Here is a 23,547-nt window from a genome sequence, read left to right as displayed (position 1 = left end):
ACCAGGGGGAGGGTCTGGTCGAGGATCCGTACGGTGCCGTCCGGCGCGGTTCGGGCGGGTATCCGGTTGCTGAGCCCGACGAAGTCGGCGACGAAGGCGCTCGCCGGGCGCAGGTAGATCTCGGCCGGCGTCGCGAGCTGTTCCAGCCGCCCGCCGCGCATCACCCCGACCCGGTCGGCGACGGCGAGCGCCTCCTCCTGGTCGTGCGTCACGAACAGGGTGGTGGTGCCGACCTCGAGCTGGATCCGGCGGATCTCGTCGCGGAGCTGGACCCGTACCTTTGCGTCGAGCGCGGAGAGCGGTTCGTCGAGCAGCAGGACCCGGGGCTCGATCGCGAGGGCCCGGGCCAGCGCCACCCGCTGCTGCTGGCCGCCGGAGAGCTGGTGCGGGTGGTGGTGGCTGTGCGTGGAGATGCCGACCAGTTCCAGCATGTCGGCGGCCCGCTGCCGGCGCTGCTGGCCGGACCGGCCGCGTAGCCGCAGTCCGAACTCGACGTTCTCCCGTGCGGTCAGGTGCGGAAAGAGGCTGTACGCCTGGAAGACCATCCCCATGCCGCGCCGGTTGACCGGCCGGTCGGTGATGTCCTCGCCGTCGACCAGGACCCGGCCGGAGTCGGCCTCCTCCAGCCCGGCGAGCACCCGCAGCGCGGTGGTCTTACCGCAGCCGGACGGCCCGAGCAGGGCGACCAGTTCGCCCGGGGCGAGTTCCAGGTCGAGCCCGGCCAGCGCGTGGGTGCTGCCGAAGCTGCGGCGCAGCCCTTCGAGTCGTACCGGCACACCCTGGCGGGCTGTCGGGGCGCCGGGCGCGGTGGCGAGGGTCGACGCGGTCACGAGGTCTCCTTCGGGGAGGTCCGGCGCCGGCCGCCGCCGACGAGGGAGAGGAGCAGCAGCAGGACGAACGCGAGCACCAGCGCCGCGAGCGAGACCGCCACCGACATCGTCGCGCTGCTCTTGCCGAGCAGGTTGACCGCGACCTGGAGGTTGGTCCGGTTGAGCAGTGACGCGATGGTGAACTCGCCGAGCACCAGGGCCACGGTGAGGAACGCGGCCGAGAGCACCGCCGTGCGGATGTTCGGCAGCACCACCCGCCAGATCACCGTCGTCCAGCCCGCGCCGAGGCTGCGGGCGGCCTCCGCGAGCGTTCGGACGTCGATCGCGGACAGGCCGGCGTCGATCGAGCGGTACGCGTAGGGCAGGACCAGGATGGTGTACGCGAAGGTGAGGGTCAGCGAGGATCCGCCGAGGAGGTACGTCACCCAGGCGTAGACCGGGGCGAGCCCGACCACCAGCACGATCGCCGGAATGGTCAACGGCAGCAGGCAGAGGAATTCCACCACCCGACGCAGCCGGGGTAGCCGCAGTCGTACCCAGATCACCGTCGGCACCAGCAGGACCAGGGTGAGTGCGACAGTGAGCAGCACCTGCCCCAGCGAGGCGACGATCCCGGTGGAGAGGTTCGGATAGGTCTCCCGGAGCTGCGGCCAGTCGGCGAGCAGCCGCCAGGTCTGGAGGGTGAAGCTGCCACCGCCACCCCGGGTGGTGAACTCCAGCATCGCGAGGAGCGGAAGCAGGAAGAAGACGCCGAGCAGGGTGAGGACGACCCACCGGAAGAGACGCTGGCGTCGGGCCCGGCGCCGGATCAGCCCAGCCACTTGGCACTCCGCTTCTGGAGCAGTGCGTAGAGCCACATGACGACGGCGACCACCACGATCATGCCGAGCGCCATCGCCTTGCCGAGGTTCTGCTGCCCGAGGACGACCTCGCTGGTCAGCGCGCCCCGGATCTGCAACGGCACGATCGGGCTGCCCTGGCTGACCAGCGCCGCCGCGGTCGCGTACGCCGAGAAGGCGTTGGCGAACAGCAGCAGCGTGGCGCCGAGGAACGGCGGCGCGAGCAGTGGCATGGCGACCAGCCGCCAGTACTGCCAGGTCGACCCGCCCAGGCTCGCCGCCGCCTCCCGCCACTGCGGCCGGATGCCGTCCAGCGCGGGCAGGAAGACGATCACCATCAGTGGGATCTGGAAGTAGGTGTAGACCAGCAGCAGCCCGGGGAGTTCGAACAGCCAGACGCCGGAGGCGTAGATGTCGACTCCGACGCGGTCGCGGAGGAACTCGGTGACGAAGCCGCTCAGCCCGATCGTGGCGATGAAGGCGAAGGCCAGGGTCACGCCGCCGAACTGGGCGAGTACGCCGGAGGCCGCCGTCACGACCCGGCGCAGCAGCCCGTCCGGTTTCGCGGTCACCAGGGCGTACCCGAGCAGTGCGCCGAGCACCGCGCCGAGCAGCGCGGTGACGGCGGAGAGCAGGATGCTGCGCCCGAAGGCCGCCAGGATGTACTCCTCGCCGAGCCGGGCGACGTTGTCGACGGTGAAGCCGCCGTTGTCGCCGGTGAACGCCCCGATCGCCACCACCAGGGTGGGTACGGCGAGGAACACGACGACGTACGCGAAGAACGGGACGGCGCCGAGCAGCGCGCCCCCGGGAAGTCTGACCCGGCGTCGGGCCGGGGCGGGCCGGACCCCGGGCGCGGGCGCCACGGGGTCCGGATGGTGTGTTCCGACCGTCATCGTCGGGTTCAGCCGACTGCCTTGGCCCAGTTGGCCGTGAGGGCCTCCTTGGCCTTGGTGGTCTGTGCCTCGGTGAGGAAGACCGGCTCGCCGGTGGTGACCGGCAGGCTGGCGTAGGCGGTCTTGTCGATCGTGCCGGCCTTGTCCATGGCGTCGGCGCGGACCGGGCGGGCGCCGCCGGCCAGCCAGAGGTTCTGTCCCTCGTCGGAGTAGAGGAACTCCTGCCAGAGCCGGGCCGCAGCCGGGTGCGGGGCGCCCTTGCTGATGGCCTGGACGTAGTACGAGCCGACCACCGCGCCCTGCGGCACGACGGTCTTCCAGGTCGCCTTGTCCTTGAGCTTGGCGCCCTGCGCGACGTTGAGGTAGTCCCAGTCGATCACCACGGGGGTCTGGCCGGACTCGATGGTGGCCGGGGTCGGGTCGACCGGCAGGAAGTTGCCGGCGTCCTTCAGTTGGGCGAAGAAGTCGACCCCCTTGGCGATGTCGTCGGCGGAGCCGCCGCTGCCGAGCGCCGCCATCACCACACCGCTGAACGCGGCACCGGCCTGGGTCGGGTCGCCGTTGAGGGCGACCTTGCCCTTGTACGCCGGCTTCAGCAGGTCGGCCATGCTCTGCGGAGCGGGCACCTTGCTGCTGTCGTAGCCGATCGACATGTAGCCGCCGTAGTCGTTGACCCAGGCGCCGTCGGCGGCCTTGAGCGCGGCGGGGATCTCGTCGAACGTCGTCACCTTGTACGGGGCGAACATCGGCACGTTCGCCCGCGCCACGGCGTCGCCGAGGTCGAAGACGTCCGGAGCGCCGCTCTGCCCCTTGAGCTGGTTCGCCGCGTTGATCTCGTCCTGGCTGGCGGCGTCCGGCTGCGCAGAGTTGACCTTGATGCCGTACCTGCTGCTGAACGCCTTGATGATCTCGCCGTAGTTGGCCCAGTCCGGCGGCAGCGCGATGACGTTCAGCTGCCCCTCCTTCTTTGCCGCCTCGACGAGCTTGTCCAGCCCGCCCAGCTCGGCCGCGCTGGTGGCGACGGCCGCGCTGCTTCCCGATCCCGCGTTCTCGGACTCCGGGGGCGCGCAGGCGACGACGCCGACCAACCCGGCGGATGCCGCGAGCACCGCGACCGTACGGGCAACCGCGATTCGCACTTTCGATCTCCTTAGACGTTCCGTCGGTGCCGGGCCGGTTGACCTGCACTTTTGCGGGCCCGGCCAGGGCGCCCGGCGGCCATCATGCCCGCCACTGGTGCGCTGGCTGGCAGGAAAGACGTCGTCTGGATGAACGGTCGGCGGTGTTCCGGAGAAAGCTCGCTGCGAAAGCCGTACCGGGACAGAGACCGGACCGGAAGATCACCGGGCGCCTTCCGAACTATCGTCTGAACCGACCGACCGACCGACCGACCGCCCCACCCACCGACCGTCGCGGTGGACGGACCACCGGAAGCGCAGGAGACGCCGTGCCGAGAACACACAGCTACGAGTTGACCGTCACCTGGACCGGAGCCGGCGCCGGGGGCACGGTCAACTACCGGGACTACGGCCGGGACCACCGGATCGACGCGGAGGGCCTGCCGCCGTTGCTCGGCTCCGCCGATCCCACGTTCCGGGGCGATCCGGAGCGGTGGAACCCGGAGCAGTTGCTCCTCTCGGCGTTGGCCCAGTGCCACATGCTGTCGTACCTGAGCCTCTGTGCCCGGGGCCGTGTGGTGGTGACGGCGTACACCGACGAGGCGGTCGGCACGATGGTCGAGAGCGGTGACGGCGGCGGCGCGTTCACCGAGGTCGTGCTACGCCCGAGGGTCACCGTGGCCGCGCCGGAGATGGCGGAGCGGGCCGCCGGGCTGCACGAGCGGGCGCACCGGCTCTGCTTCATCGCCAGCTCGGTGAACTTCCCGGTACGCCACGAACCGGTCATCGTGGTCGACGACGCCGCCTGAGGGGCGCTCGGGCCGCGACCCGTACGCCCGAGCCGTCGTACGCCCGGCGACCGGGGCTCGGGCGCGCGTGGCCGGGACGGGGTGTTCCGACCTGACCCTCCCATTCGCCGCCACGGGGAGTCAGCTCGTCCGCTGGGAGCCGGGATGACCGGGCCGTCGGCGGATCGCCGTCGCGGTTCTGGCCAGGGTGGACTCGACGTGACCGAGATGTCGGCGCATAGCGGCCTCGGCGGAGTCGGGATCGCGGCCGGCGATCGCGTCGACGATCGCGGTGTGTTCCTCGAACGACTGGGCGGGTCGACCGGGGACGAGGATGGTGCGGTACTGGAATCGGACGAGTTGGGCCCGAAGCCCGGCGATGAGCCGGGCGGCCGTCTCGTGCCGGGCCGCCGCGATGATCGCGGCGTGCAGTTTGGCGTTGCCTTCCGAGTATCCGAGCAGGTCGTCCTGTTCCAGCTTCCGGGCCATCCGATCGAGTACGCGGCGGATCGAGGCGATCTCCCGGGCGGTCGCGTTGAGGGCGGCCTGGCGGGCGGCGAGTGCTTCCAGCACGGCCCGCGCCTGGAGGATCTCGGCGGCCTCGGCCTCGGTGACCAGTCTTACGTGTGCCCCGCGGTTCGGGGTGAGTACGACGAGACCGTCCTGACCGAGTCGTACCAGGACGGTCCGCACCACCGCGCGGCTGACCTGTAACCGGCTGGCCAGCTCGACCTCGATCAGTCGCTCGTTGGGCATCAGCTCGCCCCGGTTGATCGCGTTGCGGAGTTCCTCGTAGGCATCCTCGGCGGGCCGGGCCGACGGTCGTCGCGGAGAGGGTGCCGACTGCTGTGTGGATGCCGGCGAACGGTTCGGGGATACCGGTGTCTGCCGCGAGGATGTTGGCAGCGGGCGGCCCGATGCCGGTGGCTGCTCGTCCGATTCGGTCATGATCCAGTCACCATTGCGGTCGGCATTCGGTCAAGTCGGGGCTGAATGCTGTCGGTCGATGGTGGTCGGTCAACATTCGGGCGATTTAGACGGCAACCGCGACGGATCCGACCGTGCCGGTGAGACTGATGTGTCGGTTCCGCGCGATCCACCGCGTCGACGGAGGTATTCACGCGTCGGACCTTAGCCGGAGTACGCCCCGGAGTTGGACCGTACGCCTGCGCGGCGCGGCCCGAGTCGGTCGGGTGGCTCGGGTGTCGACAGACCGGCTTTTCCCGGTTCGGTGCTCCTATTCGTAGCATTGTCCCCATGATTATCAACAATATTGCGGACAGGCCGTCCGGTGTGGATGCTGACCGTCAATGGCGTTGACCTGCTGATATTTGAGTCTGCGGAAAACGATGGCCGGCCGCTTGCCAGAATGTTGACCGGATCGGGTCGATGACATATCCGACAAGGACCCTTACGATTCTCGACCGGACGAGGGCCGGGGGAGCAGATGGGCGTCGATCGGTCGGGCTGCTTCATTCGCGGGGCCGGTCGATGCCCGCCCTCGCGAGAAGTTCCGAAACCGGAGGCATACATGATCAGACGTTCTCGCCTGCTGACAGCCGCACTGCTGGTCGCGACCCTGGCGGCCGGCACCGGGTGCGGCGGCGATTCGGCAGGGGACGGAAAGGAGCCGAAGGAGGTCGACAAGGTCACCTACGTCACCGCTTTCGGGGCGGTCGGCCGGGACTCGTTCGCCTGGGTGGCCAAGGAGAAGGGCTACTTCGCCGAGGTGGGCATCGAGGTCGATGTCAGGGAGGGCGCGGGCAACGTCCCGAACCTGACGGCGTTGAAGGCCAACCAGGCGCAGTTCGCCTCACTCGACTTCACCGGCGCGGTGATCCAGGCCGGCAAGGGCGAGTTCACCGAATGGCGGGCGGTCGCCGCCGTACACCAGCAGACCCTGGTCGCGGTCATGACGACCAGGGACACCGGCATCAGCGCGCCGAAGGACCTGGAAGACAAAACCATGGCGACCGCCGCCGGGTCGGTCACCGAACTGCTCTTCCCGGCGTACGCCCAGCTGGCCGGCTTCGACGCCAGGAAGGTGAAGATCCAGGGGGCCCAGGCCACCGCGCTCAACGGTCTGATGGCGGCTCGGAAGGTGGACGCGCTCGGCACCTTCCTGCTCAGCCGGACCGCCCTGGCGAGCGCCGCCAAGAAGGAGGTTGTCGTGCTGCCGTACAGCGACTTCCTCCCGGACCTGTTCGGCAACGCGATCATCGCCACCCCCGCGATGATCGAGAAGGATCCGGACCTGGTCCGGCGGTTCACCGGCGCCCTGCTCAAGGGCCTGCGGTACACGGTCGACCACCCCGAGGAGGCCGCCGCGATCCTGAACAAGGTGAAGCCGACCTACGCCGTCGCGTCGGGCGTGGGCGAGATCAAGGCGATGTCCCCGTACGTGGCACCGGCGGGTGGAGCCCCGATCGGGTTCATGGACGAGCGGCGGGTGGCCCGGACCATCGAGATCATGCAGAGTTCCGGCCTCATCCCGGCCGGTCTGACCCCGCAGAAGGTCGTGGACTTCAGCCTCGTGCCGAAGAGCTGACCAACCTCCGACGCCACCTGCGTGGTGGACCGGGACGGCGGTCGGGACGGACCGCCGCCCCGGCCCGGTCGGCGTATCCGACCGGTGCGCCGGCCGACCTTCCCGTCACCCGAGCCGATCCGCACGGAGGCCGCCATGACCGACGCCCAGACACATTCCAGGTCGACCCGAGTGTGGGCCAACACCGTGCTGCCCGTACTGGGCGCGATGATCGCGGTCGGCCTCTGGTGGCTGGTCGCCGAGGTGCTCGACATCTCCGAGTTCTTCCTGCCGGCACCGCCCGACGTGGTCAGCGCGTTCCTCCGGCTGCCGGGCTACCTGCTCCGGGAGACCTGGGTGACCTTCCTGGAGACGGTGATCGGGTTCGGCATCGCCGCCGCGGGCGGGCTCGTCGTCGCGCTCCTGCTGGCGGCGTCGTGGGTGGTCGAGCGGATGACCATGCCGCTGATCGCGGCGATCAACTCCGTACCGAAGGTCGCCCTCGCGCCGCTCCTGCTGGTCTGGATCGGGTTCGGTCCGGAGCCCAAGATCGTGATGGCCGTGCTGGTGAGCTTCTTCCCGATCGTGGTGTCCGCGATGGCCGGCCTCACCTCGACCCCCAACGACCTCCGCGAGCTGGCCCGTTCGCTCTCCGCGTCGTGGTGGCAGACCTTCCTCAAGATCCGGCTCTCGTGGGCGCTTCCGCAGATCTTCGTCGGGCTGAAGGTGGCGACCTCGCTCGCCATCATCGGCGCCATCATCGGCGAGGTGGTCAATCCCGAACGAGGGCTCGGCTCCGTCATCGTCAGCTCCGGGAACTCCGCCGACACGCCGCTCGCCTTCGCCGCGCTGACCCTGCTCGCGCTGCTGGGCGCCGCGCTGTTCTACCTGATGGTGGCGCTTGAGCGGCTGCTCGTGCCGTGGGCCAGGGCGATCTCCTCGTAGCCGACGGAACGGGGGTGCTCCCGGCCGGCTCCGCTGGTTAAGGTGTTTTCAGGAGCCGGCCGGACAGCCCGGCTGGCGGCGGGCCGCCCGGGGACGGTGCCGGGTCGGGAACGGTGCCGGATCGGGGGCGGCGGTGCGGCCCCGGTGCGTTGGTTGTCGGTTCACGATGAGTGGTGGTGGTTGTGGTGCCGGTCGGCAAGCTGCTGAGGTTCGACGAGGTACGCGGCTACGGCTTCATCGCACCGGACGGTGGCGGTGAGGACGTGTTCGTACATGCCAACGACTTCGGCGAGGACAAGCACCTGATCTATCCGGGAATGCGGCTCGAGTACGAGGTCGAGCAGGGCGAGCGAGGACTGAAGGCCGCCACCGTCCGGATCACCGACCGGCCCCGGGCGGGCGTACCGAAACAGCGTCCGACCAGGACCGGCGACGACGACCTCTGCGACGTCCTGTCCGGTACGGAGTTCAGCGGCGAGGTCACCGAGACCCTGGTCGAGAAGGTGCCGTCGCTGACCGGTGCCCAGATCGGTGCGATCCGACTGCACCTGATCGGGCTGGCCCGGTCACACGGCTGGATCGAGCCCTGAGCCAGACCGCCCGGCCCGCCGCCCGGCCCCGATAGGATCATCGGATGGCCGACCCTCGTCCCGCAGGCGAACTGCTGGCCGTCAGCGACCTGCACGTCGGGTACGCCGCCAACCGGACGCTGGTCGACAGCTTCGTCCCCGGCTCGGACGAGGACTGGCTGCTGCTGGCCGGGGACCTCGGCGAGCGCGTCGAGGACATCTACCGGGTGCTGCGGCTGCTGAAGGAGCGCTTCCACACGGTGGTGTGGGCACCGGGCAACCACGAACTGTGGACGCATCGGCAGGATCCGGTCCAGGCCCGAGGGGTGGCCCGCTACGAGTTGCTGGTCGAGGTGTGCCGGCGGCTCGGCGTGCACACCCCGGAGGACCCGTATCCGGTCTTCACCGGCGCCGGTGGACCGGTCACGGTGGTGCCGCTCTTCCTGCTCTACGACTACACCTTCTGGCCGCCGGGGATCGACAGCAAGGAGGCCGCGCTGGCCAGGGCGCACGAGACCGGGATCGTCTGCACCGACGAGTACCTGCTGCACCCCGATCCGTACCCGAGCCGGGAGGCGTGGTGCGACGCGCGGCTGACCGTCACCGAGCAGCGACTGGCGGAACTCGCACCGGGCACCCGGACCGTGCTGCTCAACCACTTTCCGCTGGTGCAGGAGCTGACCCAGATCCTGTACCACCCCGAGTTCGCCCAGTGGTGCGGCACCGTCCGTACCGCCGACTGGCACCTGCGGTACAACGCCGAGGCCGTGGTCTACGGACACCTGCACATTCCCCGGGTCAACTGGTTCGACGGCGTCCGGTTCGAGGAGGTGTCGCTGGGTTATCCACGGGAGTGGCAGGCCCGGGAGACGCCGCCGCGCGGCCCCCGGCCGATCCTGCCGTCCCGGGCCGACCAGGGCTGACCAGGGCTGACCGTGGAGCGGCGGGGCTGACCGTGCGGCGAGCAGGGTTGACCGTGTTGCGTGGGCCGGTTACTCGGTGCGGCGCATCCAGAACGCGCCCGTCGGCAGGCCACGCAGTTCGGCCGGTACCGCCTGCGGGCGACATGCCCAGAGCCACGAGGTGAACAGCAGGACCCGCCAGGCCGTGTTGTCGGTGAGGAACGCCCGGAGCAGGTAGACCTCGGTCCAGTCCCGGCCCTCCCGGAGCCAGCGTTCCGGATATTCGAAGGGCCAGTGGATGTCGTGGATGTGCACGATGACGCCGGGGCGCAGCGTCGGAAGGACGTGCAGGAACAGCCATACGACGTCCGAGCCGGCCTTGACGACGTGCGTCGAGTCGATCAGCAGGATGTCTCCGGACCGGAGCGTGGCGAAGGTGGCGCGGTCGACGTCCTGCACCGGTCGTTGGATCAGCTCGACCTCGTCGCCCGGCCGCAGCCGGGACTGTAGCCGGGCCGGATGTGGCTCCACACAGGTGATCCGCAGTTCCGGCAGGAACCGCTCGGCGACGTCGAGGGCGACCGCGGTGGAGTAGCCGGAGCCGACCTCGATCAGTCGGGCCGGCCGGTGGTGCCGGAGCATCGCGTGCAGCACGGCGGCGTCGGCCCGGCCGTACATGCCGTTGCGGTCCTGCCAGCGGTCGGTGGGCAGGTCGAGGAGCAGCGGTGCGAGTTCATCGGCCAGCCGGAGTTGTTCGGCCTCGCGCAGGTCGACGCCGACGGGCGCCAGGTCGCGCCACCGGATGGCGGTGGCCCGGTCGGCCGGCGCGGTAGCCGGTGAGTAGTAGTGCCCGGGTTTCACGTATGGCGGGACGCTGAGCGCGGCACTGATGCCCCGGGCCCGCCGGATGACCCCCGTCTGGAATCCCTCAACAGCCATGCGGGGAATTGTGTCCTTTATCGCGATACTTTCGCTAGTACTCCGCGAAAATGGAACTTTGACATCTAACACGGACATTTCATGCAGGCCGAGGGAGCTTGACCACGATGGACGACATCGCCGCGTTGATCATGGACGACCACGCCGCGTTCCGCCGGGGATTCGCCCGGCTCGATGACGCCCGGGGCGAGACGGAACTCCGGGCGGTCTGGGATCCGCTGTCGCTGCACCTGGACATCCACGCCGAGGCGGAGGAGTCGATCCTCTATCCGTACCTGGTCCGGCACGGTGACCCCAGCGCGGAAGAGGAAACCGACGACGCGATCGGGGACCACAACAAGATCCGGGACGCCATCGCCGAATCACGCCGACACGTTCCGGGCACCGACGGTTGGTGGGCCGCGGTCTGGTCGGCCCGCCGGGAGAACAGCGAGCATCTGGCCGAGGAGGAGGACGGCGCCCTGGCCGACTTCCGACGCAACGCCAGCCGGGAACTCCGGGCCGAACTCGGTGCCCGGTGGCTCACGTTCTACGGCGAGCACCCGGGTGGCCGCGACCTGACCTTCCAGGACAAGGACCCGAGGGCGTACGTGCGGGAGCACCGGTGAGGACGGTGCGCCACCGCCCACCGTGACCGGTTCGGCCGACAGGCGAGAATGGCCGGGTGACCCTCCGCGCCGTGCTGGCTCCGCTGACCAGTGGCACCACCTACCGTCGGGGCGTCTTCCTGCTGCTCGGCGGGGTGCTCCTGCTGCCGTACGGGATGCTCGTGACCGTCTTCGCGGAGATGCTGCGTGGCCGGATGGCGTCCCGGGCGGCGATCGTGGTGCTGATCGTCGCCGCGGCGGCGATTGCCGCCGTGCCGTTGTTCCTGCGGGGAAGCCGGGCGCTGGAGATCGCCGCGGCCCGCGCCCTGCTCGACGTCGAACTGCCGGACCCGGCCGCCGACGGTCGGGTCGACCGGGAGACCCGGCTGCGCTGCGCGCTCTGGATCGGCGTCCACCTGTTCTCCGGCGGCCTGGTCGGGTTCGCGCTGATCGCGGCCCTGCCGATGGCGCTGCTCTTCATCGTCGGGCAGTTCGGCATCGGCACGGAGATGCTCGCCGGCGTCCGGATCGGCCCGTTCGACGGGTTGGGTACGGGTTGGCTCACCCTGATCGGGCTGGTCATGCTGGTGTCGCTCGGCTACGCCGTCGCCGGGCTGGGCGCGCTGGCGGCGGTGATGGCACCGGTGCTGCTCGGCCCCTCGCAGACCGAGCGGATCGTCGCGTTGGAGCGGCGGGCCAGCCAGCTCGCCGAACGTAACCGGCTGGCCCGGGAGCTGCACGACTCGGTCGGACACGCGCTCACCGTCGCGACCCTCCAGGCAGCGGCGGCCGGCGAGCTGCTCGACACCGACCGGGAGTTCGTCCGTCGCGCGTTGCGGGCGATCGAGGAAACCGGCCGGGCGGCCATGGCAGATCTTGACCACGTGCTGGGACTGCTCCGCGACGGTGACACCGGCACCTCGCAGGCAGCGGGTTTCGACGGCCGGTATGACGCGGTCGACGGGGTGGGCGGCCGGGACGACACAGCGGACGGGGTCGACGGTCGGGACCACGTACCGGACGGTTCTGCCGACTCCGACTCCGATGCCGCCCCCGATGCCGATGCCGGACCGGGTTCGTGGACTCGCCCGGTCCGGGCTCCGCAGCGTACCCTCGGCGACCTGGACCGGTTGGTCGCGGACACCCGGGCCACCGGCCTGGCGGTGAACGTCGAGGTGACCGGCGCGCTCGACGGACTACCGGCGGTGGTCGCCCGCGAGGGCTACCGGATCGTCCAGGAGGGCCTGACGAACGCGGCCCGGTACGCCGACCGGCAGCCGGTGACGCTGCGCGTCGCGGTAGCGGAGGGGACCCTGGACATCGAGCTGGTCAACGCCATGGTCGAGCGGGGCGGGCCGACCCGCTCGGGATCCGCGGGCCCGCCGCGCCAGCCGGCCCGCTGGCGCCGTGGCCGTGGCCTGGCCGGGATGCGGGAACGCGTCATGCTGCTCGGCGGCCGGATGACCGCCGGTCCCGAGGACGGCACCTGGCGCGTCGAGGCCCGGTTGCCGACCGCCGGCCCGGGTGAACATCCTCCGGCCGGGGACGGGCTACGCCCGGACCCGGGCGGAGGGACTACCGGGACGGGGTGGACATGACCATCAGTGTGCTGATCGTCGACGACGAGGAACTGATCCGGGTCGGACTGCGGGCCATCATCGACGCGCAGCCGGACCTGACCGTGGTCGGCGAGGCCGCCGACGGGGCCGAGGTGCCGCCGTTGGTCGCCCGGCTGCGGCCGGACGTGGTGCTGATGGACGTCCGGATGCCGGCGATCGACGGCATCCAGGCCACCCGTCACCTGCTCGCGACCTCGGCCGAGCCGCCCAGGATCCTCGTGGTCACCACCTTCGAGAACGACGAGTACGTCTACCAGGCGCTCCGCGCCGGAGCGAACGGGTTCCTGCTCAAGCGGGCCCGCCCGGCCGAGGTGGTGGACGCGATCCGGGTGGTCGCCCGGGGCGAGTCACTGCTCTTTCCCGCCGCGGTCCGTCGACTGGTGGCGGCCCATCAGCGCGGGCCGGCCGCCAACCGCCTCCAGCGGGCCCGGCTGACCGAGCGCGAGGGCGAGGTCCTGCGGTTGATGGCGACCGGGCTGTCCAACTCGGAGATAGCCGCCGAGCTGGTGCTCGGGCTGGAGACCGTCAAGACACACGTCGGCAATCTGCTCGCCAAGCTCGGCGCCCGGGACCGTACCCAGGCGGTCATCGCCGCGTACGAGGCGGGCTTCGTCGTTCCGGCCACGGACGGCTGATCCCCGGAATCGGTCCGAGCCTCCCGACAACCGCGCGGATCGGGACCGCCACCAGGACGACCATGTCGGGCGTCACATCGAACGCATGTCACGGACAGGTCGGCAGCTTGCGTCTGGTGGTGGTCAGCGGGAGGAAAGAGGCGGATCGATGAGCACACAGCACGAAGCCGGCGTGGCGACCGCGCACCGGGTTCTGATTCTGGGAGCGGGGTACGCGGGCATGGCGGCGGCGATCCAGCTCGCGGCCCGGGTCGGGCGGCGCGAGGCTGTACAGGTGACCCTGGTGAGTGCGCAGGAGCGGTTCACCGAGCGCCTGCGGCTGCACAGAACGGCGACCGGGCAGCGGCTCGCCGAGAGAAGTGTCCCGGAGCTGCTGGCGGGTACGGGTGCGCGGTTCGTGCGCGGCTGGGTGACGGCGCTGGACGCGGACGCGAAGACCGTACGGGTCGACGACAACCGGGTGCTGCACTACGACACCCTGGTGTACGGGTTGGGCAGTGTGGCCGACACGGCGGCGGTGCCGGGCGTCGAGGATTACGCGTACACCCTGAACAGCGTCCAGGACGCCGAGTTGCTGGCCGACCGGCTGGCGCGGCTCGGCAGCGGCACGGTGGTGGTCGGTGGCAGTGGGTTGACCGGCATCGAGTCGGCTGCGGAGATCGCCGAGCGGCACCCGGAGCTGGACGTCGTGCTGCTCGGTCGACAGGAACCCGGCGCGACCACGACCCCGAGGGTCAAGGCGTACCTGCGGTCCGCACTCGACCGCCTGGGCGTCCGGGTGCGCAGCGGGATCGAGGTGGTGCGGGTGCGGCCCGATTCGGTCGAGCTGGCGAGCGGGGAGAACATCGCCGCCGACATCGTCCTGTGGACGAGCGGTACCCGGGCGTCGCAGCTGGCGGCCGCCGCCGGTCTGAGCGTCGACGAGAGCGGCCGCATCGTCACCGACACCGTGCTGCGATCGGTGTCGCACCCCGACGTGTACGCCGTGGGCGACGCGGCCGCGATCCGTCAGGGCTACGGCGTCATGCACGGCACCTGCCAGGGCGGCATGCCGACCGGCGTGCACGCCGCCGTGGCGATCGTCCGTGCGCTGAAGGGCAAGAAGCCCAGGCCGTTCCGCTTCGGCTACTACCACACGCCGGTGAGCCTGGGACGGCACGACGCCGTAGTCCAGTTCACCCACCCCGACGACAGCCCCCGACGGATGTATCTGACCGGCCGCAGCGCGGTCTGGTACAAGGAGACGGTGAGTGCCTCACCCTGGCCGACCTATGTGCGGATGAAGAGGATGCCCTCCTCGGGCGCGTTCTGGCCCCGTGGTGGCCGCTTCACCCGGGTCCGGGGTGCGCGATGACCCATCCGTACCGGGACCGCGACCAGCGGATGTACGACGAGCATCGCAACCTGCTGTTCTCGGTGGCCTACCGCATCCTCGGCTCGGTGGCCGACGCCGAGGACGCGGTCCAGGACGCCTGGCTCAAATGGTCGGCCGCCGATCGCGGGCAGGTGTCCGACCCCAGGGCCTACCTGACGCGGATCGTGTCGAATCTGGCGATGGATCGGCTGCGCTCCACCCGGCACAGGCGTGAAACCTACGTGGGGCCGTGGCTTCCGGAGCCGATTCTCACCAGCGGCGACACCGCCGAGGCCGTCACGAACGCCGAGTCGGTCTCGATGGCGATGCTGGTGGTGCTGGAAACGCTGAGCCCGCTGGAGCGCGCGGTGTTCGTGCTGAAGGAGGTCTTCGACCTCAGCCATGCCGAGATCGCGGACGCGGTGGAGCGTTCGGAGGCGGCGGTGCGCCAGGCCGCGCACCGCGCCCGCGAGCACGTGCGGGCCCGGCGGCCACGCTTCACCGCGGACCGGTCGAGGCAGCGCGAGGTCACCGAGCGGTTCCTCGCCGCCGCGACCGGTGGTGACATCAACACCCTCATGGAACTGCTGTCCCCGGACGTCACACTCTGGACCGACGGTGGCGGCAAGGTCCGCCAGGCACTGCGTCCAGTTGTCGGCGCCCAGACGGTGGCCGCCTGGTTCGCGGCCATCGGCACCGTCACCTACCAGGGTGTCGAGCCCGCGGACATGAGCGCCGAACTCGTCGAGATCAATGGCGGGCCGGGAATGGTGTTCACCGGTTCGGATCGGGTGGTCGCCACCGTCACCTTCGACTTCGACGCCGACGGCCACATCACCGCCATCCACAATGTCGCCAACCCCGACAAACTCCGGGCCATCACCGACGGCGCCACCCGGGACGTCGGTGCCCGGTGACCGCCGATCCTGATGTGCCGCAACGGAAGCGTGGCACCCGGCAACGTACCCTGAAGTCGGAACCAGCGTAGCTGCCCGTCGGGCATGGCGGAGACGGCGGAAGCGCACCGCGGCGGAGGGAACGAATGGCACCGCAGAAGGCGCGACCCGACACGTCCATGACCGTTCCCGTCAACGGCATCACGCTCGCCTTCGACGCTGTGGGCCCGCCCGGCGGCCCGCCGGTGATGCTGATCCACGGGCACCCGTTCAACCGACGGATGTGGGAGCCGCAGGCTCGGGCACTCGCGGCCGCCGGCTACCGGGCCATAACACCCGACCTGCGCGGCTACGGCGACAGCGAGGTGGTGCCGGGCACCACGATGCTGTCCGACTTCGCGGCCGACACCGCCGCCATCCTCGACCACCTCGATCTGGGCCGGGCCGTCATCGTCGGACTCTCGATGGGCGGGCAGATCGCCATGGAGTTCCTCCGCCAGTACCCACGGCGGGTGAACGCGCTGATCCTGGCCGACACGTCTCCGGTGCCGGACGACGAGGCGGGCAGGGCCTTCCGCCGGACGCTCGCGGATCGGCTGATCGCCGAAGGCATGGACGGTTACGCCACCGACGTGATCGACAAGATGATCCGGCCCGAGCACGTCACCGGCATGCCCGAGGTCGCGGAACTCGTTCTGGACATGATGCGGACCACCGCTCCACAGGGTGCCGCCGCCGCGCTACGCGGTCGCGCGGTGCGCCCCGACTACCGCCAGACGTTGGCGACGGCCGGCGTCCCCACCATGATCGTCGTGGGCGTGGACGATCCCTACACGCCGGTCGCCGAGGCAACGATGATGCACCAGTTGGTGGGCGGATCCGAGCTGGTCGTCATCGACGGCGCCGGACATCTGCCCAACCTGGAACGGCCGGCGCAGTTCAACGACGCGTTGCTACGGTTCCTCGGCACCCTCTGAGGCCAGGGTCGGAACCTGCCCCCGACCGCTCGCCGAGCCGGCCGCTCCTGTTCCTGCTCCTGTTCCTGTTCCTGCTCCTGTTCCCGGTCCGCGATCGGCTCGGGGTCTGCCCCCGCCGGATCGGGTCCGTAGCCTGGGGTCGTGCGATTCGGGGTGCTGGGGCCGCTGGCCGTCTGGACCGACCGTGGCGAGCCGGTCGTGATTCCGGGGCGCAAGGTGCGGGCGCTCCTGGCCGACCTGCTGGTCCACGAGGGGCGTCCGGTGTCGGCCGACCGGCTGGTCGAGGACCTGTGGGGCAGGTCCGCACCGGCGGACCCGACCGCCGCGCTGCACGTACGGGTGTCGCAACTGCGCCGGGCCCTCGCCGGAGCCGAGCCGGGCGGCCGGGAACTGGTGGTGTCCCAGGCCCCCGGGTACGCGCTGCGGGTCGACCCCGACACGATGGACGCGCTGAGGCTCGCGACCCTGGTCGGACAGGTTCAGGCGGCCGGGGACACCCGGACCCGGGCCGGGCTGCTGGCCGAGGTGCAGTCCCTGTGGCGGGGGCCGGCGCTGGCCGACTTCGCCGACGAGGAGTTCGCCCACGCGGCGGTTGCCCGGTGGGAGGAGCAGCGGCTGGCCGCCCTGGAGGCGTACGCCGAGGCTCGGCTGGACCTGGGTGAGCATCGCGATCTGGTCGGCGAACTGGGCGAGCAGGTCGCCCGGCATCCGTACCGGGAGCGGTTACGGGCGGCCCACATGCGGGCCCTGCACCGGGCGGGCAGGGCGGCGGAGGCCCTGGACAGTTTTCAGGAACTGCGGAGCCGGCTCGCCGACGAACTGGGCCTGGACCCGGGTCCGGAGCTGGCCGGGCTGCACCGGGCCATCCTGGCCGGTGATCCGTCCGAGGACGCGCCGGCACCGGCTCCCCGACCGCTGCGCCCCACCACGAACCTGCCGGCGCCGGTGACCGAGCTGATCGGCCGGAGCCACGCCGTCGCGCGGGTACGCGAGCTGTTGGCGGCGGGCCGGCTGGTCACGGTCACCGGACCGGGCGGGGTGGGCAAGACCAGTGTCGCCATCGCGGTCGCCCGAGCCGTGGTCGACGGGTACCCGGACGGCGTATGGCTGGTGGACCTGACCGCCTGGAACGGGCTGGGTGATCCGGCCGAGCCGCTGCTGTCCGTACTGTCGATCCCGGATGCGCCCGGCGGTTCGGAGCCGGCGGGTGATCGACTGGCCGTCGCGCTGCGGAAGCGGCGGATGCTGCTGGTGCTGGACAACTGCGAGCACGTGGTCGAACCGGTGGCCGAACTGGTCGGGGCCTTGCTGCCGGCCGCGCCCGGCCTGCGGGTGCTGGCCACCAGCCGGGAGCCGTTGCGGCTGCGTGCGGAAGCCCGCTGGGACCTGCCGCCGTTGGACGTCCCCGACACCGACGATCCGGTCCGGCTGGCCCGGTCCGCCGCCGTACGGTTGTTCCTGGCCAGGTCCGGGCTGGTTCCGGCGCCGGAGACCGTGGCTGGCGTGGCGGAGGTGTGCCGGCGGCTGGACGGCATCCCGCTGGCGCTGGAACTGGCCGCCACCCGGGCACCCGCGCTGGGCGTACCCGAGCTGGCGGCCCGACTGCGGGTGCCCCGGGACCGGTTCGGGCTGCTGGGCACCGGGCCGCGCGACGCACCGGCCCGGCAGCGCACCCTGGCTGCGGTCATCGACTGGAGTTGGCGGCTGCTGACCGAGGCCGAGCGGGCCGTACTGCGCCGGTTGGCCGTCCACTCCGGCGGGTGCACGCTGGCCGCCGCCGAGGCGGTGTGTGCCGGGGACGGCGCCCCGGCCGGCGAGGTGCTGGACCTGGTGGCCGGGCTGGTGGACCGTTCACTGGTGGTACGCGGCGACGGGTCCCGGTTCCGGCTGCTGGAGTCGGTCTCCGCGTACTGCCTGGACCGGCTGCGGGAGGCCGGCGAGGAGTCGGCGCTGCGACGACGGCACGCCGACTACTACCTGGCCCTGGCCGAGCGGGCCGAACCGCAGTTGCGCGGGCCCGGCCAGCGGCAGTGGCTGGGCCGGCTGGACGCCGAGGCCGCGAACCTGCGGACGGCCCTGGAGACGTTCCGGCGCGAGGGCGCGACCGAGTCGGCGTTGCGGCTGGCCGGTGCCCTGGTGTGGTACTGGTTCCTGCGTGGCCGGCTCACCGAGGCGCGTCGGGCCCTGGCCGGGGCGTTGGCCGTGCCGGGCGAGGCATCCGTCGCGGTCCGGGCCAGGGCCGAAGCATGGTACGCCGGCCTGGCGTTCCGGCAGGGCGACTACTCCGGAACGTGGCACGGCGGGGCGGGGCACGCCGGGCCGGGACAGTCAGGGCCGGTGCAGTCGGGGCCGGGGCACGCCGAGCCGGGACAGTCCGAGCCGGAGTGGTCGAAGGTCGGGCCGGAGCGGGTGGCGGAGCTGCTGCGCGGCTGCGAGAAGATGGCGGATCCGGTCGAACGGGCCCGGGCCGAGTGGTTCCTGGCCGCGGCGATCATCAACCTCGGCGACGAGGCGACCACCGCGGAGTTGCTGGCGCGGGCCCTGGGCACCTTCCGGGTCGCCGGAGACCGGTGGGGTGAGGCGGCGGTGCTGAGCACCCGGGCCATGCTCGCGCACATCCGCGACGACACGGCGGCGCTGGAGCAGGATGCCCGGCGCGGCGCCGAGCTGTTCGGTGAGCTGGGTGACGACTGGGGCGTGCTGCAGGCCACGGACTGGCTGATCGGCCTCGCGGACCTGACCGGTGACCATGCGGAGGCGACCCGGCTGAGCCGGACCGGCCTGCGGCTCGCGGAGGAGCTGGGGCTGTGGTCCGATGTGGCCGCCCGGCTGGGCTGGCTGGGCTGGATCTCGGTCCAGGTCGGGGACTATCCGCGCGCCTACGGGTATGCGGAGCAGGCGAAGCGACTGGCCGCCGAGCAGGGTCAGCGGTCCGGGGAGGTGTTCGCCACCATCAGCCTGGCGTTCGCCGCCCGTCGGGACGGCAGGCTCGACCCGGCGGAGGAGCACCTGCGGTGGCTGCTGGCCTCCGCCCGACAACAACAGAGCGGGGACGCCAACCCGCCGTACCTGTCGATGGTCCTGGTGGAGCTGGGGTTGCTGGCCGCGCAGCGGGGCGATCCGGCCGCCGCGCTGGCCTGGCACCGGGAGGGCTTCGACGCGTATCGGAACCAGGGCTCGGTGCGCGGGATGGCGGGGGCACTGGAAGGGATGGCGGCCGCGCTGGTGCGGGATGGCCGGCCCCAACTGGCCGCGCAGTTGCTCGGCGCGGCCGACGCGGCCCGCCAGCGGACCGGGGCACCACTGTCCGCCTCGGAACGCGCCGAGCTGGCCCCGACCACGGCGGCGGTCCGGGCCGCCGAACCCGACTTCGACGCCCTGTTCGCGGGCGGCGTCGGGCTCACACCAGAGCAGGCCCGGTCCCTGCTGAACGGGGACCAGGCCTGACTCGTCGCATGCGTCGTCGCCTACTTGGGTACGTAGACGTGGACGACGATCCCGGAGCCGAACTGGTTCACGTCGGCGAGCTTCAGGTGGGTGGTGTCGAAACCGGCGCCCTCGAACAGGTGCTTGCCGGCCCCGACGACCACCGGGAAGTACCAGAAGTGGAACTCGTCGACCAGACCGTGCTCCACCAGGGTCCGGTCCAGCTCACCGGTGCCCCACTTCAGGATGTTCCTGCCCGGCTGCGCCTTCAGCTTGGCGACCTCCTCGGCCACGTCCCCCTGGATGAGGGTGGCGTTCCAGGTGGTCTCGGTGAGGGTGCGCGACGCCACGTACTTGGGCATGCTGTTCATCTCGTCGGCGCCCGGTCCGGACTGCGCTCCCCACGCCGCCGCGAACCCCTCGTACGTCACCCGCCCCAGCAGCATGGCGTCCGCCGACTCCGTCAGCTTCTGGGCGTAGCCGGAGTGGTCCTCGTCCCAGTACGGGTGGCCCCAGTGCTGCGGCTCGGCCCGCGACGCCGTGGACGGGCGGGTGTCGTCGATGATCCCGTCCAGCGAAACGAAAGTCGACTCGATGAGCTTGCGCATGATCCTGCTCCCTCTTGATCCCTGCTGGCGGTTCCCGTGCGGCCCGTCTGCTGATTAACAGCCTGCCGGTGGCCCCTTACGGTTTCCTTCAGGTCGCCCTACCCCTGCGGTACGGGCAGACGTGGGCAGAGGGGCCTGGGCAGCGGATTCAAGGTTCGTACAGGCTATCCACCAGGTCGTTGGGAGAGGCTTGGCGACGTGGGGCAGGGTGACGGTACCGGGATGTGACGGGGGGCGACGCGCCCCGCTTTCCCTTCGGGCTGCGGGGCGCGTCGGCATACGGCGGTGGATGTGAGGGTCAGCTCACCGTCAGCGTCTGGATCGTGACCCCGAGCTTCGGTACGCCACCTCCGGCGGGGCTGGAGTTGTCATGGCCGCCGGCCGCGACCCGATCGACGATGTCGAGTCCGGTGGTGACCGTGCCGAACGGGGTGTAGATCGGCTGGAGCGTGCTCGAGCTGTCCTGGAAGATGATGAAGAACTGGCTGCTGTTCGTGCCGGGGCTGCCGGTGTTCGCCATCGCCACGACGCCTCGGCCGTACTTCGCACCGCTGAGGTTCTCGTCCCCGAACTGGTAGTCCGGTCCACCGGCCCCGGTGCCGCTCGGATCGCCGCACTGGAGGACGAAGATTCCCTCGGTGACCAGGCGGTGACACGTGCTTCCGTCGAAGAACTTCTTCCCGGCGAGATGCTGGAAGCTCGCGACCGTACAGGGCGTACGGGCCCGGTCCATCGTGATCGCGATCGCTCCGAGATTGGTTGCCAGCTGCATCGTGGCGGTGCCGCTGCGGGCCGCCCCGTTGAAGTCCGGCAGGCCGACCGCCTTCGTCTCGGGCCGCGCCGGCTGGAGGGCGCCCCCGCACGACAACGGCTGCGATGCCCCCGGAGTCGACGACGGGTCGCCGCTGGCCGAGTCCGACCCGCCGTCGGTCCTGACTTCGCTCCAGTAGTACGCCACGAGGCCGACGCAGCCGGCGCCCAGGCAGAGGGCCACCACCACGGCCACGCTGATCAGCGCGATCTTCATGGGGCGCCGATTCTTCGGTGCCGGCGGCGGACCCGGTGGGACTGGTGGACCCGGGGGGCCCGGCTGGTAGGGCGGGTACTGCGGGTACGGCGGAGAGGGTTGACCGGACCCCGGAGGGGGCGGTTCGAAAGGCGGCTGGCTCACGCGGGTCAGCGTACCGATGGGGTCGGGGAAGCGCCGGGCGGCGATGATCCGGACGTCGGGACGTCGGCCTCACTCAGGTCCGCCTCGACCAGGTCGGCGCCGACCAGTTCGGGGCCGACGAGGACGCTCAGGCGTCGGGCCTCGTGCGGATCGTCCGCGAACAGCCGGACCCGTACCTCGCCGGGCGTGACCCGGAACCGACGGTCCAGGTCGTCCCCGACCAGGTCGGCCACCGCGAGCTGTCCGTCGGCCACCACCAGGCACCCGTCGAAGACGCACGGATCTCCTTCGGGTACGTCAGCCTCGTCCGCCGTCACCCGGACGGTGATCGGAAGGTCCGCCACCGCAGCGAGAATGCAGGTTTCGTCGGCCGCCACCAGGGAGCGCTCCAGATCCAACTCGGGGAGGTCGCCACCCGCGCCGATCGCCTCGATCCGCAGCGTGGCCCAGGGAAAGGAGGCGGTGAACTCGTACACGGGCCCGATGGGGTTACCGCTGCCGGGGGAGTCGGGCGACGAAGGCCCGCCAGGGCGTGGGGTCGAAGGTCAGGGCCGGTCCGTCCGGGTCCTTGCTGTCGCGTACGGCGACGACCCCGGGCAGGTTGCCGGCGACCTCCACGCAGTCGCCGCCGGTGCTGTTGCTCCGGCTGCTCTTGCGCCATCGGGCTCCGGTCAGCTCCATCGCTCCGCCACCGGTCAGCTCCATCGCTCCGCCACCTCCGCGATCAGGTCGAGCGACTGCTGGTGGGGCAGCGCCACGCTCCGGACGGTTTCCCAGACATCGATCTTATAGTTGACGTAGTCCCGGCCGGTCGTCCATGTGACCGTGGCGGTGCCCGTCGAAGTAGACGATTGGCTCGCCGCTCGGCGGCGTGGCGAGCACGAACGGGCCGTCCAGCCCGGCGTAGGAGCCGGCCGACGCCGGTACCACGTGGATCTTCACCTGCGGCACGCTGCCGCCGACCTTGACCAGGTGCAGCAACTGCTCCCGCATCGCCGCCCGATCGCCGATCGGGCGACGGAGCACGTACTCGTCGAGGACGAAGGTGAGCAGCGGCGGCTTGGCCCGGGTCAGGATCTCCTGCCGGTCCAGCCGGGCGGTCACCTGCTCCTCGACCTCCTCGGCGGAGAGCAGGCCCGGCCCGGAGAGGACCGCCCGGACGTACGCCTCGGTCTGCAACAGCCCCGGCACGTAGGCCGGCTGGAACGAGCGCAGGGCCTTCGCCTCCTGCTCCACGCCGGCCCACTCCCGGAAGTACTGGACCACGATCTCCCGGCTGATCCGTTTCTGGATCCGCTCGAAACGGCCGTCCGTGTTGAGGACCTTGTCGCAGCGCCGGGCGAAGTCGAGGCTCGGCCGCCGCTCGCAGGTTTCGATCTTGGTCACCATCGGCTGTGAGTAGTTGATCGCCTCGGCCAGTACGGCCTGCGTCATGCCAGCGGCGGCGCGGGCCAGCCGTAACTCCTCGGCGAAGTGCTCCAGCATCGGCGAGCGGTCGTCCATATGACTCCTCCACGCCCGGGGGGATAGCAGGCGGGATACGCGGTGATACGCGAAGGTCGTACCGCCGAATTAGCTCCGCAGCGTAGTGCTGTCCACAGCAGAGTGTCACTAGCGGGACTACTCGAAGCCATGGCATCGGAAAAGGACGGGCGGAACCGCGCGGGGGCCGTCGGTATCCCTTCCCCATCCGAGGCGGCCCCCGCACCCACACTTCGAGGAGGCGACAGGCGTGAGCTGGTTTCGACGTACGCGACGGATTCATCGCCGGAACCGGCGGCGGCTCTGGCGGTACTGCCGGTGCGGTCACCGCTGGGGCTGCCTCGGCACCCTCCCGCCGGCCGCACCGGAACCGTCGTCCCGCCCGCCGGCCGCACCGGAACCGTCGTCCCGCCCGCCGGCCGCACCGGAACCGTCGTCC

The 23,547-nt window shown here is 71.1% G+C and carries 23 protein-coding genes; 12 read left to right on the top strand and 11 right to left on the bottom strand.

Annotated features, from left to right (window positions below):
• The 4 genes from I0C86_RS04740 to I0C86_RS04725 all read right to left on the bottom strand — a co-directional run.
• A partial coding sequence (locus tag I0C86_RS04740) for an ABC transporter ATP-binding protein (protein WP_196199959.1) occupies positions 1–830 on the bottom strand: 830 nt, incomplete at its 3' end.
• The gene (locus tag I0C86_RS04735; protein ID WP_196199958.1) at positions 827–1,651 is read right to left on the bottom strand and encodes an ABC transporter permease; all 825 of its coding nucleotides are present in this window, start codon (positions 1,649–1,651) and stop codon (positions 827–829) included. The genes I0C86_RS04735 and I0C86_RS04740, both read right to left, overlap by 4 nt.
• The gene (locus I0C86_RS04730) at positions 1,639–2,535 is read right to left on the bottom strand and encodes an ABC transporter permease (protein WP_323373456.1); all 897 of its coding nucleotides are present in this window, start codon (positions 2,533–2,535) and stop codon (positions 1,639–1,641) included. Before I0C86_RS04730 ends, I0C86_RS04735 begins: the two co-directional genes overlap by 13 nt.
• 38 nt (positions 2,536–2,573) lie before the next feature.
• On the bottom strand, positions 2,574–3,704 hold the full coding sequence (locus I0C86_RS04725) for an ABC transporter substrate-binding protein (protein WP_323373455.1): 1,131 nt from the start codon (positions 3,702–3,704) through the stop codon (positions 2,574–2,576).
• Positions 3,705–4,012: 308 nt separating this feature from the next.
• Between I0C86_RS04725 and I0C86_RS04720 the strand changes: the two genes are divergently transcribed.
• Entirely contained in the window at positions 4,013–4,492 is a 480-nt protein-coding gene (locus tag I0C86_RS04720) for an OsmC family protein (RefSeq protein ID WP_196199956.1), read from the top strand.
• Positions 4,493–4,612: 120 nt separating this feature from the next.
• Here the strand turns inward: I0C86_RS04720 and I0C86_RS04715 are convergent, their stop codons facing one another.
• Entirely contained in the window at positions 4,613–5,419 is an 807-nt protein-coding gene (locus I0C86_RS04715) for a GntR family transcriptional regulator (RefSeq protein WP_196199955.1), read from the bottom strand.
• A gap of 583 nt (positions 5,420–6,002) precedes the next feature.
• On the opposite strand from I0C86_RS04715, the gene I0C86_RS04710 reads away from it, so the two are divergent.
• The 4 genes from I0C86_RS04710 to I0C86_RS04695 all read left to right on the top strand — a co-directional run bounded on the left by I0C86_RS04710 (position 6,003) and on the right by I0C86_RS04695 (position 9,435).
• Positions 6,003–7,019, top strand: a complete 1,017-nt coding sequence (locus tag I0C86_RS04710) for an ABC transporter substrate-binding protein (protein ID WP_196199954.1) — start codon at positions 6,003–6,005, stop codon at positions 7,017–7,019.
• Between the two features lie 135 nt (positions 7,020–7,154).
• On the top strand, positions 7,155–7,943 hold the full coding sequence (locus I0C86_RS04705) for an ABC transporter permease (protein ID WP_196199953.1): 789 nt from the start codon (positions 7,155–7,157) through the stop codon (positions 7,941–7,943).
• Between the two features lie 182 nt (positions 7,944–8,125).
• Complete coding sequence (locus I0C86_RS04700; RefSeq protein ID WP_323373457.1) at positions 8,126–8,533, top strand: cold-shock protein; 408 nt, start codon at positions 8,126–8,128, stop codon at positions 8,531–8,533.
• 44 nt (positions 8,534–8,577) lie between these two features.
• Positions 8,578–9,435: a metallophosphoesterase family protein gene (locus tag I0C86_RS04695; protein WP_196199952.1), complete on the top strand. Its 858-nt coding sequence runs from the start codon at positions 8,578–8,580 to the stop codon at positions 9,433–9,435.
• Between the two features lie 69 nt (positions 9,436–9,504).
• Here the strand turns inward: I0C86_RS04695 and I0C86_RS04690 are convergent, their stop codons facing one another.
• Positions 9,505–10,353 carry a class I SAM-dependent methyltransferase gene (locus I0C86_RS04690; RefSeq protein ID WP_196199951.1) on the bottom strand — a complete coding sequence of 283 codons (849 nt, stop codon included), beginning with the start codon at positions 10,351–10,353 and terminating at the stop codon, positions 9,505–9,507.
• Between the two features lie 107 nt (positions 10,354–10,460).
• Between I0C86_RS04690 and I0C86_RS04685 the strand changes: the two genes are divergently transcribed.
• From I0C86_RS04685 to I0C86_RS04655, 7 genes are all read left to right on the top strand, one after another.
• Positions 10,461–10,961, top strand: a complete 501-nt coding sequence (locus tag I0C86_RS04685) for a hemerythrin domain-containing protein (protein ID WP_196199950.1) — start codon at positions 10,461–10,463, stop codon at positions 10,959–10,961.
• Positions 10,962–11,017: 56 nt separating this feature from the next.
• Positions 11,018–12,538, top strand: coding sequence for a sensor histidine kinase (locus I0C86_RS42905; RefSeq protein WP_323373454.1), 1,521 nt, complete (start codon positions 11,018–11,020; stop codon positions 12,536–12,538).
• Positions 12,535–13,194 carry a response regulator gene (locus I0C86_RS04675; RefSeq protein WP_196199949.1) on the top strand — a complete coding sequence of 220 codons (660 nt, stop codon included), beginning with the start codon at positions 12,535–12,537 and terminating at the stop codon, positions 13,192–13,194. Before I0C86_RS42905 ends, I0C86_RS04675 begins: the two co-directional genes overlap by 4 nt.
• 148 nt (positions 13,195–13,342) lie before the next feature.
• Entirely contained in the window at positions 13,343–14,548 is a 1,206-nt protein-coding gene (locus I0C86_RS04670; RefSeq protein ID WP_196199948.1) for an NAD(P)/FAD-dependent oxidoreductase, read from the top strand.
• Positions 14,545–15,465 (top strand): RNA polymerase sigma-70 factor, encoded by a 921-nt coding sequence (locus I0C86_RS04665; protein ID WP_196199947.1) that lies wholly within the window; start codon positions 14,545–14,547, stop codon positions 15,463–15,465. Before I0C86_RS04670 ends, I0C86_RS04665 begins: the two co-directional genes overlap by 4 nt.
• Positions 15,466–15,590: 125 nt before the next feature.
• Complete coding sequence (locus tag I0C86_RS04660; RefSeq protein ID WP_230393552.1) at positions 15,591–16,421, top strand: alpha/beta fold hydrolase; 831 nt, start codon at positions 15,591–15,593, stop codon at positions 16,419–16,421.
• A 141-nt stretch (positions 16,422–16,562) separates the two neighbouring features.
• A complete protein-coding gene (locus I0C86_RS04655; protein WP_196199946.1) occupies positions 16,563–19,868 on the top strand; it encodes a BTAD domain-containing putative transcriptional regulator in 3,306 nt (1,101 codons plus the stop codon).
• 20 nt (positions 19,869–19,888) lie between these two features.
• Here I0C86_RS04655 and I0C86_RS04650 read toward each other — a convergent pair whose 3' ends face one another.
• From I0C86_RS04650 to I0C86_RS04630, 5 genes are all read right to left on the bottom strand, one after another.
• A complete protein-coding gene (locus I0C86_RS04650; RefSeq protein WP_196199945.1) occupies positions 19,889–20,455 on the bottom strand; it encodes a dihydrofolate reductase family protein in 567 nt (188 codons plus the stop codon).
• A gap of 298 nt (positions 20,456–20,753) precedes the next feature.
• The gene (locus I0C86_RS04645) at positions 20,754–21,482 is read right to left on the bottom strand and encodes a peptidylprolyl isomerase (protein ID WP_196199944.1); all 729 of its coding nucleotides are present in this window, start codon (positions 21,480–21,482) and stop codon (positions 20,754–20,756) included.
• A gap of 149 nt (positions 21,483–21,631) precedes the next feature.
• The gene (locus I0C86_RS04640) at positions 21,632–22,102 is read right to left on the bottom strand and encodes a hypothetical protein (protein WP_196199943.1); all 471 of its coding nucleotides are present in this window, start codon (positions 22,100–22,102) and stop codon (positions 21,632–21,634) included.
• 13 nt (positions 22,103–22,115) lie between these two features.
• Complete coding sequence (locus tag I0C86_RS04635; RefSeq protein ID WP_196199960.1) at positions 22,116–22,307, bottom strand: DUF397 domain-containing protein; 192 nt, start codon at positions 22,305–22,307, stop codon at positions 22,116–22,118.
• 105 nt (positions 22,308–22,412) lie between these two features.
• The gene (locus I0C86_RS04630; RefSeq protein WP_230393551.1) at positions 22,413–23,129 is read right to left on the bottom strand and encodes a helix-turn-helix domain-containing protein; all 717 of its coding nucleotides are present in this window, start codon (positions 23,127–23,129) and stop codon (positions 22,413–22,415) included.
• Positions 23,130–23,547: the final 418 nt, after the last annotated feature.

The organism is Plantactinospora alkalitolerans, assembly GCF_015690345.1.
Lineage (GTDB): Bacteria > Actinomycetota > Actinomycetes > Mycobacteriales > Micromonosporaceae > Plantactinospora > Plantactinospora alkalitolerans.
Note: the sequence above shows the minus strand (reverse complement) of the source record. Positions and strands in the feature narration are given on the sequence as shown.